The sequence below is a fragment of the uncultured Cedecea sp. genome, from assembly GCF_947498825.1.
In the GTDB taxonomy this organism is placed as follows: domain Bacteria; phylum Pseudomonadota; class Gammaproteobacteria; order Enterobacterales; family Enterobacteriaceae; genus JGM124.
In genome coordinates this window covers 591,532-610,268 of the sequence record NZ_CANMLV010000001.1, presented here as the reverse complement: position 1 = coordinate 610,268, position 18,737 = coordinate 591,532, and the positions used below count along the sequence as shown (strand labels likewise).

The window sequence follows — 18,737 nt, the reverse complement described above, 5'->3', positions numbered from 1 at the left end:
CGATGGCTTAAATATGGAGACATTATGCAACAGCAAACACCCCACTCGCCGTATCTTTCATTTCGCGGAATCAGCAAAACCTTCCCCGGCGTGAAGGCATTGCAGGATATCAGCTTTGACTGTTACGCCGGTCAGATCCATGCCCTGATGGGGGAAAACGGTGCAGGGAAATCAACCCTGTTAAAAATCCTTAGCGGTAACTATTCACCGACACAAGGCAGCATCATTTTGCGCGGTGAAGAAGTCACGTTTGCTGATACGCCTGCGGCGCTCAATGCAGGGGTAGCGATTATTTACCAGGAGTTACATCTGATCCCTGAAATGACGGTGGCGGAGAATATTTATCTCGGCCAGCTGCCTCATAAAAGCGGGATTGTGAATCGGTCTTTGCTCAATTACGAGGCCCGGTTGCAACTTGAACATTTAGGGCTGGATATCAGCCCTGATACGCCACTTAAATATTTATCTATTGGTCAGTGGCAGATGGTGGAAATTGCCAAGGCACTGGCCCGTAATGCCAAGGTTATTGCTTTTGATGAACCCACCAGCTCGCTGTCACGCCGCGAAATTGACAATTTGTTTCGGGTTGTTCGTGAGTTGCGCAGTGAAGGACGGGTGATCCTTTATGTTTCTCACCGTATGGAAGAAATTTTTGCTCTCAGTGATGCCATCACTGTATTTAAGGATGGGCGTTATGTCACCACCTTTGATGATATGCAGCAGGTCAATCATGACTCATTAGTTCAGGCAATGGTTGGACGGGAGTTGGGGGATATCTATGGCTGGCAGCCACGTGAGCAGGGCTCTGTTTGTCTGAAACTGGATAATGTTAAAGCTCCTGGAGTCAGGACACCGATTTCACTGACGGTGCGTTGCGGCGAAATTGTCGGATTATTTGGCCTGGTCGGGGCGGGCAGAAGTGAATTAATGAAAGGTTTATTTGGCGGAACACGTATTACCGGTGGCAAAGTTTTCATTGATGGCATGGAAGTGAATATCACTAAACCTGCTGATGCGATTCGGGCGGGAATGATGCTCTGCCCGGAAGACCGAAAAGCTGACGGGATCATTCCGGTTCATTCAGTACGCGATAACATCAATATCAGTGCCAGACGTAAGTCTGTCGGTGCCGGCTTCTATATTAATCGTCAGTGGGAAACGGATAACGCAGATAAACACATCCGTGCTTTGAACATTAAAACCCCCTCTGCTGAACAGCTGATCATGAATCTCTCAGGAGGAAATCAACAGAAAGCGATTCTGGGACGCTGGTTATCAGAAGAAATGAAAGTGATTTTGCTTGATGAACCAACCCGCGGTATTGACGTGGGAGCAAAACATGAAATTTATAACGTGATTTACGCCCTGGCAAAGCAGGGTGTCGCGGTGTTATTTGCCTCAAGCGATTTACCGGAAGTGCTTGGCCTTGCTGACAGAATTATCGTGATGCGTGAAGGTGAAATAGCCGGGGAGTTATTACATTCCGAAGGGAGTGAACAACAGGCGCTTAGCCTGGCTATGCCGAAACAGAGTGAGCCCGTATGATTAAGGAGCATAAAATGTCTACATTATCGCCCAGTGCTACCGGCAAATCGGCCTTCAGTTTTGGTCGCATTTGGGATAACTACGGTATGCTGGTGGTCTTTGCCGTATTATTTATTGTTTGCGCAATTTTTGTGCCTAACTTCGCTTCCTTCATCAATATTAAGGGGCTGGGTCTGGCTGTTTCTATGTCGGGAATGGTAGCGTGTGGCATGCTATTTTGCCTGGCATCGGGCGATTTTGACTTATCGGTCGCCTCTGTTATTGCTTGCGCTGGCGTCACCACGGCAGTGGTTATCAATATGACCGAAAGTTTGTGGTTGGGCGTATCGGCAGGGTTACTGCTTGGTATGCTGAGCGGTTTGGTCAATGGGTTTGTCATTGCTCGCCTGAAAATCAATGCACTGATCACAACGCTTGCCACCATGCAAATTGTCCGGGGGCTGGCCTATATCATTTCTGATGGTAAAGCGGTCGGGATCGAAGATGAGCGTTTCTTTGCTTTAGGGTATGAAACGTGGTTTGGACTTCCGGCGCCGATCTGGCTGACGGTAAGTTGTCTGATTATCTTTGGTTTTTTACTGAATAAAACCACTTTCGGACGTAATACTCTGGCGATCGGCGGTAATGAAGAAGCGGCAAGGCTGGCGGGTGTCCCGGTGGTACGCACTAAAATTATTATTTTTGTGCTTTCCGGATTAGTCGCTGCGGCTGCGGGGATTATTCTTGCTTCACGTATGACCAGTGGCCAGCCGATGACCTCTATCGGTTATGAACTGATAGTTATCTCGGCTTGTGTATTGGGTGGGGTATCGCTAAAAGGCGGTATTGGAAAAATTTCCTATGTTGTCGCCGGGGTGCTTATTCTCGGTACTGTTGAAAATGCCATGAACTTACTTAATATTTCACCTTTCTCGCAATATGTGGTTCGAGGTGTGATTTTACTGGCGGCGGTTATCTTTGACCGATATAAACAAAAATCAAAGCATGCTGTTTAAATTTAAAATAGCGTGGCTGTGAATTTGGTTTTTTATTTGAAGGCTGTCTGTGAAAATTTGTGCTTATCTTTTAATGCGTGATTTTATTTTATTGGAGGAAAGTGACGGCATAAAAATCCATATGGATAGTTGTTCTTTAATGTGTGCATAAATATGGGTTAATTATAAGGTTGTTATTAAATTTTTGCGATTTGTGACACAGCTTAATCAACTGTTTTGTTTTATTATTTATATGTAAACACGTTTGAGCCAATATTAATCATCATTCATGAGGATTTATTATGTGGAAGCGCCTGGTTTTAGTTACTGCAGTATCCGCAGCAATGTCATCTATGGTTATTGCTGCTCCCTTAACAGTAGGATTTTCTCAAGTTGGTTCTGAGTCTGGATGGCGGGCGGCAGAAACCAGCGTAGCGAAAAGTGAAGCTGAGAAACGTGGTATTACTTTAAAAATTGCCGATGCCCAGCAAAAACAAGAAAATCAGATTAAAGCAGTTCGTTCGTTTATTGCTCAAGGGGTGGATGCCATTTTCATTGCACCTATTGTTGCAACAGGCTGGGAACCCGTGCTGAAAGAAGCAAAAGATTATGAAATTCCTGTGTTTTTATTGGATCGTTCTATTGATGTAAAAGATAATTCACTCTATATGACAACCGTCAGAGCTGACAATGAACTGGAAGGTAAATTGATTGGTGAGTGGCTAATTAAAACCCTTGATGGTAAGCCTTGCAATGTCGTCGAATTACAGGGAACCGTGGGAGCCAGTGTCGCAATTGATCGTAAAAAAGGTTTCGCAGAATCTATTGCTAATGCACCTAATATTAAAGTAATCCGCTCTCAGTCCGGCGACTTTACCCGTAGTAAAGGTAAAGAAGTCATGGAGAGTTTTATTAAAGCAGAGAATAATGGTAAGAATATCTGCATGGTCTATGCCCATAATGATGATATGGTTATAGGCGCCATTCAGGCCATCAGAGAAGCCGGTCTGAAACCAGGAAGTGATATTCTTACCGGGTCAATAGATGGTGTTCCTGATATTTATAAAGCAATGCTTGATAAAGAAGCGAATGCCAGTGTTGAGTTGACGCCTAATATGGCGGGGCCTGCTTTTGATGCGCTGGAAAAATTCAAAAAAGATGGCGTAGTACCTGAAAAACTGATTATTACTGAGTCTAATCTCTATTTGCCTGATACCGCAGCAGCAGAATTAGAGAAAAAGAAAAATATGGGATATTAATTTTATATCTCCTGAGGAATTCGAGTTGCTTGTCGAAGTTGATTTTATTTAATTAATGGTAATGGATGATTTTACAGGATGTTGAAATCAACGCCCAAGCAACTTGAAGTATGACGGGTATAGCCCTCTTTTTACAGAGGGCTAATTTGTAGCGAGGAGAATAATATGACTGCGGAGCGGCATGGAGAGATCCTGCGTACCGAAGGACTCAGTAAAATATTTCCCGGTGTAAAAGCGCTGAGCAATGTTAATTTCAGCCTGAAAAAAGGGGAAATTATGGCTCTGCTGGGTGAAAATGGTGCCGGGAAATCGACCCTGATAAAAACACTGACCGGGGTCTATCATGCCAGTCAGGGAACCATCTGGCTTGATGGCAAACTTATTTCCCCACGTGATACCGCACATGCTCAGCAGTTAGGGATTGGTACGGTTTATCAGGAAGTGAATCTGCTGCCTAATATGTCGATTGCCGATAATCTTTTTATTGGTCGCGAGCCGCGACGTCTGGGCTTTATCTGCCGCAAAAAAATGGAAGAACAGGCAACCAAATTGATGGCCGAGTACGGCTTCTCTCTGGATGTCCGGGAACCACTCAATCGTTTTTCAGTGGCTATGCAGCAAATTGTCGCTATCTGCCGTGCAATTGACCTTTCTGCTAAGGTCTTAATCCTCGACGAACCCACCGCCAGTCTCGATAGTCAGGAAGTTGAAATGCTATTTACCTTGATGCGTCAGCTACGAGCTCAAGGGGTTAGTTTGATTTTTGTCACCCATTTTCTTGATCAAGTCTATGAAGTGAGCGATCGCATTACGGTGCTGCGTAATGGCGAATTCGTTGGCTGCCATGAAACCGCGAAGTTACCACAAATAGAACTGGTCAAAATGATGTTAGGCCGGGAGCTGGATACCAAAGCATTGCAGCGTGCCGGACGTACCTTATTGAGTGATAAACCGGTTGCTGAATTCAAAAATTTTGGCAAAAAAGGCACGATTTATCCCTTTGACCTACAAGTCAGACCGGGGGAGATTGTTGGTCTGGCGGGTTTGCTAGGGTCAGGACGCACAGAAACCGCAGAAGTCATTTTTGGTATTAAGCCAGCTGACAGCGGCGAGGCCTGGATAAAAGGCAAGTCTGTGAATATTCGGTCTCCGTCCTGTGCTTCTCGCACCGGAATGGGTTTCTGTCCTGAAGATCGTAAGACCGATGGCATTATCGGTGCGGCATCAGTGAGAGAGAATATTATTTTAGCACTACAGGCCCAGCGTGGCTGGCTAAGACCTATTTCACGTAAAGAACAGCAGGCTGTCGCCGAGCGGTTTATTCGCCAGCTTGGCATTCGGACCCCGAATTCAGAACAACCGATAGAATTGTTATCGGGTGGAAACCAGCAAAAAGTGTTGCTGTCGCGCTGGTTACTGACTAAACCCCAATTTTTAATCCTTGATGAGCCTACCAGAGGCATTGATGTTGGGGCGCACGCAGAAATTATTCGGTTGATTGAAACCCTCTGTGCAGACGGACTCGCTTTGCTGGTTATTTCGTCAGAACTTGAAGAACTGGTCGGGTATGCCGATCGCGTTATCGTTATGCGTGATCTTAAACAGATTGCTGAGATCCCATTAGCCGACCTTTCGGTGACGGCCATTATGAATGCCATTGCAGCATGAGGAGAACTACGTGAGAACTTTTTTTCAGTCTGCATCAGAAAAGGGGCGTTTCACCTGGCCGAAAGGGACACCGCAGGTGATAGCCCTGCTATTGGTGCTTATCGCCGATAGCTTGGTTTCAACCCACTTTTTTAATATTACTCTGCAAGATGGTCGGTTATTTGGCAGCCCTATTGATATTCTTAACCGTGCCGCACCCGTTGCTCTGTTAGCGATTGGTATGACACTGGTTATCGCAACTGGAGGAATTGACCTTTCAGTCGGCGCGATTATGGCGATAGCAGGCGCGACAGCTGCATCCATGACCGTAGCAGGACATAGTTTACCTGTGGTTCTGCTTGCTGCGATAGGATCTGGCGTGCTTGCTGGATTATGGAACGGCATCCTAGTCTCTGTTCTCAAGATCCAACCGTTTGTAGCAACACTTATTCTGATGGTAGCCGGTCGCGGTGTTGCACAACTGATAACCTCGGGGCAAATCGTCACTTTTACTTCTCCCGCGCTTGCCTGGATGGGCAGCGGGAGTTTTCTGTTATTTCCCACACCAGTCATTATCACGCTGGCGACCTTAATTGTATTCTGGTTATTTATCCGTAAAACAGCCTTGGGTATGTTTATTGAAGCTACCGGTATCAATATTCGGGCCGCGAAAAATGCCGGTGTCCGTACGCAAACGGTGGTGTGTTTAACCTATGTCTTGAGCGGAGTCTGTGCAGCGATTGCCGGCATTATTGTGATGGCAGATATTCGCGGAGCTGATGCTAATAATGCTGGATTATGGTTAGAACTGGATGCCATCTTGGCGGTTGTCATCGGCGGTGGGGCCCTCATGGGGGGGCGGTTTAATATTTTTCTCTCCGTGATTGGGGCTCTTATTATCCAGGGAATGAATACCGGGATCCTGCTTTCTGGCTTCCAGCCGGAACTGAATCAGGTGGTAAAAGCTATTGTTGTCTTGTGTGTGCTTATTGCCCAGTCGCCACGCTTTATCTCCCTTATCAAGAGAATATACAATCATGATAAAACGTAATTTACCGCTGATTATCACCATAGGTGTATTTATTCTCGGCTATATTTATTGCCTGACTCAGTTCCCTGCGTTTGCGTCAACGCGCGTTATTTGCAACATTCTTACGGACAATGCTTTCTTGGGCATTATCGCGGTTGGCATGACGTTTGTCATTATCTCTGGCGGTATTGATCTCTCTGTGGGGTCAGTTATTGCCTTCACCGGTGTGTTTTTAGCCAAAGCCATTATGGTGTGGGAGATTTCTCCATTCGTTGCTTTTCCACTCATGCTCGTGATGGGCTGTATGTTCGGCGCTTTTATGGGACTACTGATTGATGCCCTCAAAATTCCGGCATTTATCATTACCCTTGCAGGTATGTTTTTCTTGCGTGGCCTAAGCTATTTAATTTCTGAAGAGTCGATACCGATTAATAATCCGGTCTATGACACCCTGTCGACACTGGCGTGGAAAATTCCTGGCGGTGGGCGTTTAAGTATTCTTGCCTTAATTATGCTGGCAGTGGTGGTTCTCGGCATTTTTCTTGCTCATCGTACCCGATTCGGCAATCAGGTTTATGCTCTGGGTGGAAGTGCGACCTCTGCCAGTTTGATGGGCATATCAACCCGTAGCGTCACGATTCGAATTTATATGCTATCCAGCGGACTGGCGACACTGGCTGGAATTGTGTTTTCTATCTATACCCAGGCGGGTTACGCTTTATCAGGTGTCGGCGTTGAGCTGGACGCAATAGCCTCTGTGGTGATTGGTGGAACGTTATTGAGTGGTGGTGTAGGTACGGTTCTCGGGACACTTTTTGGGGTTGCTATTCAAGGTTTGATTCAGACTTATATTAACTTTGATGGTACGCTCAGTTCATGGTGGACCAAAATTGCTATAGGCATTTTATTGTTTATTTTCATTGCATTGCAAAGAGCTCTTACCGTTATATGGGAAAACAGACAAAATGCCCAAGTGACGCGTCTGACATCAATGCCGACGATGTCTGGTAAAAGCAATGAATGACGAATAAGCAGGTAACAGAGACAGAAAAGCAGAAGGCATCTTGCTAATCGCTCAAGGGCAGAATATCTGCCCTTGAGCCGTTGAAAAGAATGCCGCAATATTATCTATTGCGGCATTCTTGGAAGCTTAACTGCATTCTTGGAAGCTTAACTGATAGTATACGGACATTGTCCGGACGAATACCCACCATACTTCAAACTGCCAGGTCGTTGCCTGCGTTTAACCTGCCGAATCACATCGCTTGTCTGTGCTCATCGACGGGTCAAACCTGGCGCCTACAGGCAGCCCGAATTATTTAGAATATATTTGAGTCCGGTTACGTTAAGCGACGGGAAAAACCATCAACGGCTACGGAAGACAATGCGGCCTTTGCTCAAGTCGTAGGGGGTCAGCTCAACGGTGACTTTGTCGCCTGTCAGAATACGAATGTAGTTTTTACGCATTTTGCCGGAGATGTGAGCGGTGACCACGTGCCCGTTTTCCAGCTCTACGCGGAACATGGTATTAGGTAACGTATCAAGAACGGTACCCTGCATTTCAATATTGTCTTCTTTGGCCATCTAATCCTCTGAGGTATCGCTACCATAGTTTGAACCGGCAAGATAATGCCGAAGTTCTCTTATCATGTAAAGAATTGTTGGTGAATTCACCAGCAAAGTATATTTTGCCTGCCACCCGCAAATCAGCCGAATGCCACATTATATGGCTTACTGAATTTTCGAAGTGATAAATATCGAGGGTATTCCCTTTAATTACTCATCCTAAAAGGCAGCGGGGACACCAGGCAAAATTCACTTGGCGACGCTGATTATAACACCCTCAAATAAATTGTGCCGAAACATTATTACGCTAGATTTTGTTTATGCCAGCAACCGGAATCAACGGGCACTGAACGAAGTGAATCCAGCAGACTGAGGTAGTTTCGGCGTGAAATTTCTCTGACACCCAATGAAGCTGTGTGTTCGTTTAACACCTGGCAGTCAATTAATTTGCCGCCATAATGAATAAAGTGCTCGCAGAAAACAAGTAAAGCTGTTTTTGAAGCATTAACACGACGGCTAAACATGGACTCAGCACAAAACAAGGCACCCTGTGCAACGCCATACAGGCCACCGACCAGTTCACCTTCTTGCCACACCTCAACAGAATGCGCATGGCCAAGCTGATGCAAACGGCTGTACGCCGCGATAATCTCGGGAGTTATCCAGGTGCCATCTGTCCTGTCATCAGTACAACCCTCAATCACCTGATTAAACGCTGTATTCATCGTCACTTGATAGGGTGAACGGCGATGAAAGCGTTTCATGCTCCGGCTTTGATGGAACTGTTCCGGAGGGAGCACGGCACGTGGGTCTGGTGACCACCATAAAATAGGGTCTCCTGGTGAATACCACGGAAAAATACCGCGCTGATAGGCCGCCAGCAAGCGTGCCGGATGCAAGTCACCCCCCAGGGCCAATAATCCATTAGGCTCACGCAGGGCTTTTTCAGGGGCAGGAAAAGCCGTTGAGTCTGGAGAGAGTTGCAGTAATTGCATAACCTGTTAGCTCCGTATACTCATCGTGAGTGTTGATGCTCTGCTGATCCGGGAGTCAGACGCGCTGATGAAACTGATAATAACGCCCGCCTGAAGCCATCAGTTCATCATGATGTCCTTGCTCAACAATACGGCCATTATCCATCACAACAATGCTGTCAAAACGATTCAGACCCCGTAAGCGGTGGGTTACCATCAGCACGGTTTTATCGGCAGTAACGTCCTCAAGTAAGCTCAGCATCTGATGCTCGGTTTCTGCATCCAAGCCTTCGGTCGGTTCATCCAGCAGGAGTAGCGGGCCATTGTGCAGCAAGGCGCGGGCAATCGCCAGACGGCGCAGCTCACCGCCGGACAACTGACGTCCGCCTTCACCCAGCCAGCTATTGAGCCCGTCACCTTGTAATAATTTTTCCAAACCTACCCGTTCAAGAGTGATACTGAGTTGTTCATCTGTGGCTTCGGGCGCAGCCAGCTGTAAATTATCACGTAACGTTGCACTAAACAGATGGACACGTTGCGGAACAACACTGGTGCTTGCACGGAGCGTACTTTCATCAAAACTGTCGAGTGGCATGCCGTTCAGGGTTATTTCACCCTGCTGATTATCCCAGGCGCGCGTCAGTAGCTGCAACAGGGTAGATTTCCCACAGCCGGTGCTGCCGAGGATTGCGATACGCTGTCCGGAGGCAACTGACAGACTAATATCCCGTAGTACCGCCTGCGGCTGGCCTGGATAGGTAAAGCTGAGCTGCCGAATTTCCAGAGCCGCTTCATGTTGTCTCTCTTGCGACTGGTCGGGGAAAGTGACACTGGCTTTTTGTTCGGTAATCTGACTGACACGTAAAGCCGAAGAAATCACCTGACCCAGATGCTGAAACGCGCCTGTTACCGGGGCTAACGCTTCAAAAGCGGCCAGAGAACAAAAAACAAATAAGGCAATCAGTGCACCAGGAACGTCATGAGAGCCCACTCCCGCTGATGCCATCCACAATATGGTGATAACAGCAACGCCGCTGATCAACAGCATCAAAGCCTGGGATAAAGCACTCAGGGAGGCCTGATGGTACTGTGCTTCTTGCCAGCGCTGCTCTGAAGCTTCTAACTGAGCTCTCGCTCTGTCAGCTGCACCAAAAATTGTCAATTCTGCATGGCCTTGAAGCCAGGCCGTCAATTGCTGACGGTACTGTCCGCGCTGTTCCGTGACTTTTTCTCCACTGGGACGACCTGCACGATAGAACAATGGGGGAAGCAGAATTAAAGTTGCTAATAAGATCCCTCCCAAGGCCAAAGCCAGCTCAATATCCAGTATACTCAGACCCAAAGTGACAACGACGATGACGACAAATGCGCCAACCAACGGAGAGATCACGCGCAGGTAGAGATGATCCAGGGTATCGACGTCAGCCACCATGCGGTTCAGGAGTTCCCCTTGACGAAAACGTGCCAGCCCGGCAGGAGAGAGGGGAATAAGCTTGCTGAAGGTGGTCACACGTAAGTGTTCAAGTACCCGGAAGGTGGCGTCATGGCTGACCAGACGCTCACAATAACGTCCTGCTGTACGAATGATGGCACCCGCGCGAACGCCGGCGGCTGGCAGCATATAGTTAAAATAAACGCCGGAAAGACCAACAACTGCGGAGGCGGATAAAAACCATCCGGATAAGGTTAGCAGACCAATACTGGCTAACAGCGTAATAATGGCGAGCAATACACCAAGAGACAGTCGCCATTTATGACGGCGGTATAAAGCAAGATAAGGCAGCAGGGCGCGCATCAAATCTCCTCCAGACGATGAGCCAACAGAGCCGCAAAAGGACCGTCCTGTGTGGCTAACTGGGCATAGCTTCCTTGTTGGATAATTTTCCCTTCACGCATCAGCCAGACTTCGTCCCAGTCACTAATATAATCTAACTGATGGGTGACCATCAGGGTGGTTTGTCGGGTTGAAGCATCAGCCAAGGCGGCCATCACGCGTTGTTCGCTATGGGCATCAAGACTGGCAGCAGGTTCATCAAGTAGCATTAAACGACAAGGATTGATTAATGCCCGGGCAACGGCAACACGCTGTGCCTGACCGACTGATAAACGTGCAGCATCATCACCGATAATCGTATCCGTTCCGGCAGGCAATAAAGGTAAAAATTCGGTGACAGAGGCTTTATCCAGAGCGGTTTGTAACTGGGTATCATCAGCTTCTGGTGCCCCGAGTAAAACATTCTCACGCAGTGTTGCTGCTGGTAATTGCGGGTTTTGTCCAACCCAGCTGAGCAATTTACGCCATTCGTCAGGAGCAAGCTGTGACAGCTCAATGCCGTTGACGGAGACACTTCCCCGGTAAGGCAGAAAACCGGATAACACCTGTAACAGTGAACTTTTCCCTGCACCGCTTTGTCCGACCAGCACGACACGACGGCCTGCTTCAAGAGTAAAGTTCAGGGGACCCGCAAGGAGATGACCTTCAGGTGAAAGAATTTCCAGGTCCCGGGCCTCGATATTCAGTGCGACGCCCGGAGGCAGTGTTTGCTGACCTTGTTCCGGATGTTGCAGAGGGGCATCCATAAAGGTCATCAGTGAGTCAGCTGCGCCAACAGCTTGCGCTTTGGCATGATAAAAAGCGCCCATATCACGTAGGGGCTGGAAAAACTCAGGCGCCAGGATCAGTGCCAGGAAACCAGCAAATAGCGTGACGCCAGTACCATAGTGACCAAAATTGAGCTCGCCAAGATAAGAGAAACCAAAATAAACGGCGACCAGAGCAATAGATAATGAGGCAAAAAACTCCAGCACGCCGGAAGAGAGAAATGCCATCCGCAGTACTTCCATGGTGCGTTCCCGGAAATCTCGGCTGGCAATACGAATATTTTCTGTTTCCGCCGCTCCGCGATCAAAAACACGCAGTGTTTCCATACCCCGTAAACGGTCAAGAAAATGACCACTCAAACGGGCCAGTGCCTGGAAGTTACGACGGTTAGCATCTGCAGCCCCCATACCGACCATCGCCATAAATAACGGAATTAACGGTGCGGTACACAGCAGGATTAAGGCTGCAACCCAGTTGACAGGGAAGATAGTTATCACTACTAACAATGGGATAATGGTCGCCAGCGTCATCTGTGGCAAATAGCGCGCATAGTAATCATGCATATCTTCTATTTGCTCAAGAATAAGCGTTGCCCAGCTACCCACAGGTTTGCCTTTAATCCATGCAGGTCCTGCCTGATGCAGACGATCGAGGACTTTTTTACGAATCACTCTGCGGATATGTAATCCCGCATAATAGCCGACTTTTTCGCGCAGCCAGACGACCCAGGCGCGCAGCACAAAGACGCCTGCCAGTTGGATAAAAGGCAGCAATAAAGCTTCACGAGGAATCCCCTCCATAATCATATACTGGAGTAAGCGGGCCATAAGCCAGGCTTGAGCAATAATCAGCAAACCGCTCACCAGACCCAGCAAGCGTGACAGGGTTAGCCAACGGCGGGAAATGATACTTTGTTGTTTTAGCCAGCGGCTAATTTCTTGTTGACGGGTCTTATTCATCGCGTGCCAGATTGCAGTTAAAAGGAGGAATTCCCGGACAATTTTAGCGCATAATCTTACAGTGCAGGATGAATAAAGGCGACCCGGAAGGACGCCTTTTATTGTAAATTATTAAATTTATTTACTTTGTGTGGCTAAGCCATCGAGATAACGCTCAGCATCCAGTGCTGCCATGCAACCTGTACCGGCAGAGGTAATCGCCTGACGATAAATATGATCCATTACATCACCGGCGGCAAAAACGCCAGGAATACTGGTTTGTGTTGCATTGCCTTGGGTGCCTGATTGTACTTTGATATAGCCATTTTCCAGCTCTAGCTGGCCGTTAAAAATCGCGGTATTTGGGCTGTGTCCGATGGCGACAAACAGACCTGCAACTTCCAGCGTTTCCTCGGCAGCATCGTCTGCAACGCTGCGCAGACGGAGTGAGCTTACACCCATCTGATCGCCCAGTACTTCGTCGAGAACTTTGTGGGTGTGCAGAACGATATTGCCATTTTGCACTTTATCCATCAGGCGACTGATCAGGATTTTTTCTGCGCGGAAGCTGTCACGGCGGTGAATTAAATGCACTTCAGAAGCGATGTTAGCCAAATAAAGTGCTTCCTCAACGGCAGTATTTCCACCACCGATAACCGCAACTTTCTGATTACGATAGAAGAAACCATCGCAGGTGGCACAAGCGGAAACCCCCCGGCCTTTAAAGGCATCTTCAGAAGGCAGACCCAGGTAGCGAGCAGATGCACCTGTTGCAATAATTAATGCATCACAGGTGTACTCAGCATTATCTCCGGTCAGGCGAAATGGACGATTCTGCAAATCAACCGCTGAAATATGATCAAAAATGATTTCAGTATCAAATTTCGTTGCATGTTCATGCATACGTTCCATCAGCAACGGACCTGTCAGGTCATTAGGATCGCCCGGCCAGTTTTCGACGTCAGTCGTGGTGGTTAACTGGCCGCCTTTTTCCAGACCGGTAATCAATACCGGATTTAAATTAGCGCGTGCAGCGTACACCGCGGCGGTATAGCCCGCAGGACCAGAGCCAAGAATAAGGAGCTTACTGTGTTTAGCCGTGCCCATGACAACCTCATTAAACGTTTGTCTATATTTAGTTTCGATTGTAGGGAATTCGTGACGGTAAAAAAAGTGCTGAACCAAGTTGTCCGCAATTTATGTCATTGTGGTGGGATATAAGCATTATGAATATCGCAGCGTTATTGCATAAAAAATCATTGTGATCGGCACGGAATTAGAGTAGCAAAAATGGAAAAATTCATTAGAAGAATAGATAACTTGGTACGTTTCACTAAAAATAAATGTTTTGCTTTGACAATCCCCTAAGCATTTGCGAAAACATTCTAGGAAGAAAAATACATTAGGGTTAGAAAGGCTATCTGCTTTTCCTGCTCCGTATGCATATTTATCCGAGTCATTGATATTTACGCATGGCGTGGACAGACGCCATGCGTGATAGCGATACAGCCATAAGGCATCGGTCTTCTTACGTACACCCTGAGCAGAGTAACCTCATCAGGGTTATGGCAGGTGAAGGAAGGAATTAGAGAGAGACAATAATAATGGTAGACAGTAAAAAGCGCCCTGGCAAAGATCTCGATCGTATCGATCGCAATATTCTTAATGAATTACAAAAAGACGGACGCATTTCAAACGTTGAACTTTCAAAACGTGTGGGTCTTTCACCAACTCCGTGTCTTGAACGCGTGCGTCGTCTGGAACGACAGGGCTTCATTCAGGGCTATACTGCACTGTTGAATCCTCACTATCTGGATGCATCACTTCTGGTGTTCGTTGAAATTACGCTTAATCGCGGCGCACCTGATGTGTTTGAACAATTCAATTCAGCGGTACAAAAACTTGAAGAAATTCAAGAGTGCCATCTGGTATCCGGTGATTTTGACTATCTTCTCAAAACGCGTGTGCCTGATATGTCTGCATACCGTAAGTTACTGGGTGAAACCCTGCTACGCTTGCCTGGCGTAAATGACACCCGTACTTATGTTGTTATGGAAGAAGTTAAACAGAGTAATCGGCTGGTTATTAAAACCCGGTAACACTGTGCAGGTGCAAAGTTAGTGTATTTTAGTTACACTCCTGGGAATACATACAGCAACAGTCCCGGTATGGTCCGGTTCTGTTGTTCCCATTGAGTTTGAACACCTGGAGAGCCTTTCTTGAGCCAGGAATATACTGAAGATAAAGACGTAACATTAACGAAACTGAGCAGTGGACGCCGACTACTTGAAGCGTTGTTGGTGCTTGTCGCCTTGTTTGCTATCTACTTGATGGTTTCACTACTCAGCTTTAACCCTTCTGATCCTAGCTGGTCACAAACGGCGTGGCATGAGCCTATCCACAATATGGGTGGAATACCAGGCGCCTGGCTGGCGGATACGCTGTTCTTCATTTTTGGCGTTATTGCCTATAGCATTCCCGTCATCATTATCGGTGCGTGTTGGTTTACCTGGAAACAGCGGGATGAAGAATATTTCGTTGATTACTTTGCCGTCTCACTTCGTCTGATTGGCGTGCTTGCCGTGGTCCTGACGTCTTGTGGGCTGGCAGCTATCAACGCCGATGATATCTGGTATTTTGCCTCCGGTGGGGTGATCGGAAGTTTGCTGAGTACCGCTCTGCAACCGCTGTTGAACAGCAGCGGCGGAACTATCGTTCTGCTGTGTGTCTGGGCTGCGGGTTTGACATTGTTCACGGGGTGGTCTTGGGTCACTATCGCAGAAAAAATAGGCAGCTTCACGCTTAATATTTTAACCTTCGCCAGCCACCACACTCGTCGGGACAATACCTGGCAAGATGATGACGAGTATGAACAGCCAGAGCCTAAGGCACAGCCTTCCAGGAAAACACGTCTGTTACGAGGCGCGGTATCACGCAGACAGAAACTTTCGCAAAAATTTACCTCACGACATGGAAGCAACGTTGATGAAGCGCTGTTTTCAGGTAAGCGTATGGATGATGAAGAGGGAAAGACTGCTGTCACCCCCAGCGCTTATGCCGATGCCGATGATGTGTTGCTTTCCGGACATCCAGCCCCTGGCTCGTCGCCGCAAGATGATCCGTTGTTTAGTGGCCGCTCAGTACAAGATGACCCTCTTTTTAGTGGTCAGTCGGTACTTGAATCAGCCAGAACATTTCCTGATGCAGAACCTCAGTCAGCCAGAACCGCAGCAGTCGGGATGATGGGTGAGGGCATTGCGGCGCCTGAAACTGAAATCCGCTCTTCCATACCAGCATCCGAGCCGCTGTCGACACCGACACCAGAATCTCAGTGGTCTGCTCCTGAGCCTGAAATCCGTTCTTATGCACCCACACCAGCGCCAGAGCCCCAGTGGTCTGCTCCTGAGCCTGAAATCCGTTCTTATGCACCCACACCAGCGCCAGAGCCCCAGTGGCCGGCTCCTGAGCCTGAAATCCGCTCTTATACACCAGCGGCAGAGCCTCAGTGGTCTGCCCCTGAACCTGAATTCGTTCCACCGCTGGTGTCGCAACCTAAGCAGACGTCAGTGCATGATTACCCTGTCACGGATGCACTGAACGAGACTGAAGTCAGCCAGCCTGAACCTTTGGCAGAAACTAAATATGTTCGTCCACCGCTTTACCATTTTGAAGAGGTCGAGCAACAACGCGCCCGTGAACGTGAACAGTTAGCTGCCTGGTATCAACCGATACCAGAACCTGAACCGGAACCCTATCGTCATTCTGCACCAAAGTCACAACACTCTGCTCCGATTCCGGAACCATCGCTGACGGCGATGTCTGTTGCGGCAGCGAGTGGCATTCCGGCGGCTGTTACTGAAACAGTAAAAACAGCCGCGGCTACGGGCAGTTTTTCCCCGGTATTCAGTATCGCCAGCGACGCGCCGCGTCCTCAGGTCAAAGAGGGGATAGGTCCTCAACTCCCACGACCTAATCGTGTTCGGGTACCAACGCGTCGTGAGCTGGCTTCTTACGGTATTAAATTGCCGTCTCAGCGAATGGCAGAGGAACAAGCCCGACAAGGTCAGTCTGTGCGGGAAGATATTCCGGTCGATGAAGAGTATGAATTACAGCAACGTGAACTGGCTCGTCAGTTTGCCTCTCAGCAACAGCAGCGTTATGGTGACTATGCTGGCGACGACGCTGTTACCGATGAGCAAAATAAAGTAGAAGCAGAGTTATCACGTCAGTTTGCTGCCCGGCAGCAACAGCGTCACAGCGACTATGCAGAAGATGAAGCTGCCGAGGTTGAAGCCGAACTATCGCGTCAGTTTGCCGCTCAGCAACAGCAACGTTATAGCCAGCCAGCATCATCGTCTGCCGCGTCGTTTTCACTCGATGACTTTGATTTTCATTCACCGATGAAGGAGCTGGTTGATGAGGGGCCACTGGAACCCTTATTTACGCCTATTGCTGAGCCTGCTGTTTCACACCAGACGTCGAACGCATCGCCATATCATGCGCCGGGCTCAGTATCGACACATACTGATATCCCTGCTGCGGCACATCCAGCGGCATCTGCGCCGCAGTATCAGCCAGAACCGGTTGTTCCGGTAAAACCGGAGGCTGAGGAAAGTTTGCTTCATCCTTTCCTGATGCGTAATGGCGACAGCCGGCCGCTACAAAAGCCGACCACGCCATTACCGTCGTTGAGTTTGCTTTCACCTCCACCAACGACCGTTGAACCTGTCGATGAATTTGCGATGGAACAAATGGCACGTCTGGTTGAAGCAAGGCTTGCGGATTACCGCATTAAAGCCGATGTAGTTGACTATTCTCCTGGTCCGGTGATCACGCGTTTTGAACTTGACCTTGCGCCAGGGGTAAAGGCTGCCCGTATTTCCAATCTCTCACGCGACCTGGCGCGTTCACTCTCGACTGTCGCGGTACGTGTGGTTGAGGTTATTCCCGGTAAGCCCTATGTCGGTCTGGAATTACCGAATAAAAAACGACATACCGTTTATCTGCGAGAAGTCCTTGACTGTCCGGCATTTCGTGACAGCAGCTCGCCTTTGACAGTCGTGTTGGGTAAAGATATTGGTGGTGAACCTGTGGTCGCCGATCTGGCAAAAATGCCACATCTGTTGGTCGCGGGTACGACCGGTTCAGGTAAGTCGGTCGGGGTCAACGCCATGATCCTCAGTATGCTGTATAAATCGACGCCTGAAGAAGTTCGCTTCATCATGATCGATCCGAAAATGCTCGAATTGTCAGTCTATGAAGGGATCCCGCATTTGCTGACAGAAGTGGTTACCGACATGAAGGACGCAGCTAATGCGCTGCGCTGGAGTGTCAATGAGATGGAACGACGTTATAAACTCATGTCTGCACTTGGGGTACGTAATCTTGCGGGCTATAACGAACGTGTACTGGAAGCTGAAAAGATGGGACGACCTATTCCGGATCCGTTCTGGAAACCAGGTGACAGTATGGAAATTAGCCATCCGATGCTTGAAAAACTTCCGTATATCGTGGTTCTGGTTGACGAGTTTGCCGACCTGATGATGACGGTAGGTAAAAAAGTGGAAGAGTTGATTGCCCGATTGGCACAAAAGGCTCGTGCGGCAGGCATCCACTTAGTGCTGGCTACCCAGCGCCCTTCGGTTGATGTGATAACTGGTTTGATTAAAGCGAATATTCCAACCCGTATTGCCTTTACTGTATCCAGTAAAATTGATTCACGGACGATTCTTGATCAGGGGGGCGCGGAGTCTCTGTTGGGAATGGGGGATATGCTTTATTCGGCACCAAACTCAACCACGCCAATTCGTGTCCATGGTGCTTTTGTCCGTGACGAAGAAGTTCATGCTGTGGTCCAGGACTGGAAAGCCCGTGGGCGTCCACAATATATCACTGGTATCACCGCTGCTGAGGGAGCTGAAGGTGGCGGTGGGCTGGAAGGCGATGAAGAGTTAGATCCTCTGTTCGATCAGGCTGTGGCATTTGTGGTCGAAAAACGTAAAGCGTCTATTTCTGGCGTCCAGCGCCAGTTCCGTATTGGTTATAACCGAGCTGCGCGGATCGTCGAACAGATGGAAGCTCAGGGGATTGTCAGCCCGCAGGGGCATAACGGTAATCGTGAGGTTCTGGCACCTCCTCCGTTTGAATAACAATAACGCCGAGAATGAGAGGCAATGAGGTGGTTATGCAAAGAAGGGTAAAA

The 18,737-nt window shown here is 48.3% G+C and carries 13 protein-coding genes; 8 read left to right on the top strand and 5 right to left on the bottom strand.

Annotated features, from left to right (window positions below; all coding sequences use genetic code 11):
* Positions 1-24: 24 nt before the first annotated feature.
* From araG to yjfF, 6 genes are all read left to right on the top strand, one after another.
* A complete protein-coding gene (gene araG, locus Q1A40_RS02875) occupies positions 25-1,545 on the top strand; it encodes an L-arabinose ABC transporter ATP-binding protein AraG (RefSeq protein ID WP_299997521.1) in 1,521 nt (506 codons plus the stop codon).
* 14 nt (positions 1,546-1,559) lie between these two features.
* On the top strand, positions 1,560-2,540 hold the full coding sequence (araH, locus tag Q1A40_RS02870) for an L-arabinose ABC transporter permease AraH (protein ID WP_299997518.1): 981 nt from the start codon (positions 1,560-1,562) through the stop codon (positions 2,538-2,540).
* Between the two features lie 281 nt (positions 2,541-2,821).
* A complete protein-coding gene (gene ytfQ / locus Q1A40_RS02865; RefSeq protein WP_299997516.1) occupies positions 2,822-3,778 on the top strand; it encodes a galactofuranose ABC transporter, galactofuranose-binding protein YtfQ in 957 nt (318 codons plus the stop codon).
* 165 nt (positions 3,779-3,943) lie between these two features.
* Positions 3,944-5,446 (top strand): sugar ABC transporter ATP-binding protein, encoded by a 1,503-nt coding sequence (locus Q1A40_RS02860; RefSeq protein WP_299997512.1) that lies wholly within the window; start codon positions 3,944-3,946, stop codon positions 5,444-5,446.
* 10 nt (positions 5,447-5,456) lie between these two features.
* Entirely contained in the window at positions 5,457-6,476 is a 1,020-nt protein-coding gene (gene ytfT, locus Q1A40_RS02855) for a galactofuranose ABC transporter, ATP-binding protein YtfT (RefSeq protein WP_299997509.1), read from the top strand.
* Complete coding sequence (gene yjfF / locus Q1A40_RS02850; RefSeq protein WP_299997506.1) at positions 6,463-7,479, top strand: galactofuranose ABC transporter, permease protein YjfF; 1,017 nt, start codon at positions 6,463-6,465, stop codon at positions 7,477-7,479. Before ytfT ends, yjfF begins: the two co-directional genes overlap by 14 nt.
* A 341-nt stretch (positions 7,480-7,820) precedes the next feature.
* On the opposite strand, the gene infA is transcribed toward yjfF, so the two are convergent.
* From infA to trxB, 5 genes are all read right to left on the bottom strand, one after another.
* Positions 7,821-8,039, bottom strand: a complete 219-nt coding sequence (gene infA, locus Q1A40_RS02845; protein ID WP_002211347.1) for a translation initiation factor IF-1 — start codon at positions 8,037-8,039, stop codon at positions 7,821-7,823.
* Positions 8,040-8,323: 284 nt separating this feature from the next.
* Entirely contained in the window at positions 8,324-9,016 is a 693-nt protein-coding gene (gene aat, locus Q1A40_RS02840; protein ID WP_299997498.1) for a leucyl/phenylalanyl-tRNA--protein transferase, read from the bottom strand.
* Between the two features lie 55 nt (positions 9,017-9,071).
* Positions 9,072-10,790, bottom strand: a complete 1,719-nt coding sequence (gene cydC, locus Q1A40_RS02835; protein ID WP_299997495.1) for a cysteine/glutathione ABC transporter ATP-binding protein/permease CydC — start codon at positions 10,788-10,790, stop codon at positions 9,072-9,074.
* The gene (gene cydD, locus Q1A40_RS02830) at positions 10,790-12,556 is read right to left on the bottom strand and encodes a cysteine/glutathione ABC transporter permease/ATP-binding protein CydD (protein ID WP_299997493.1); all 1,767 of its coding nucleotides are present in this window, start codon (positions 12,554-12,556) and stop codon (positions 10,790-10,792) included. Before cydD ends, cydC begins: the two co-directional genes overlap by 1 nt.
* A gap of 117 nt (positions 12,557-12,673) precedes the next feature.
* Positions 12,674-13,642: a thioredoxin-disulfide reductase gene (gene trxB, locus Q1A40_RS02825; protein ID WP_299997490.1), complete on the bottom strand. Its 969-nt coding sequence runs from the start codon at positions 13,640-13,642 to the stop codon at positions 12,674-12,676.
* Between the two features lie 497 nt (positions 13,643-14,139).
* Between trxB and lrp the strand changes: the two genes are divergently transcribed.
* Both lrp and Q1A40_RS02815 read left to right on the top strand, forming a co-directional pair.
* The gene (gene lrp / locus Q1A40_RS02820; RefSeq protein ID WP_002439523.1) at positions 14,140-14,634 is read left to right on the top strand and encodes a leucine-responsive transcriptional regulator Lrp; all 495 of its coding nucleotides are present in this window, start codon (positions 14,140-14,142) and stop codon (positions 14,632-14,634) included.
* A gap of 120 nt (positions 14,635-14,754) precedes the next feature.
* Positions 14,755-18,684 carry a DNA translocase FtsK 4TM domain-containing protein gene (locus tag Q1A40_RS02815; RefSeq protein WP_299997481.1) on the top strand — a complete coding sequence of 1,310 codons (3,930 nt, stop codon included), beginning with the start codon at positions 14,755-14,757 and terminating at the stop codon, positions 18,682-18,684.
* Positions 18,685-18,737 lie beyond the last annotated feature (53 nt).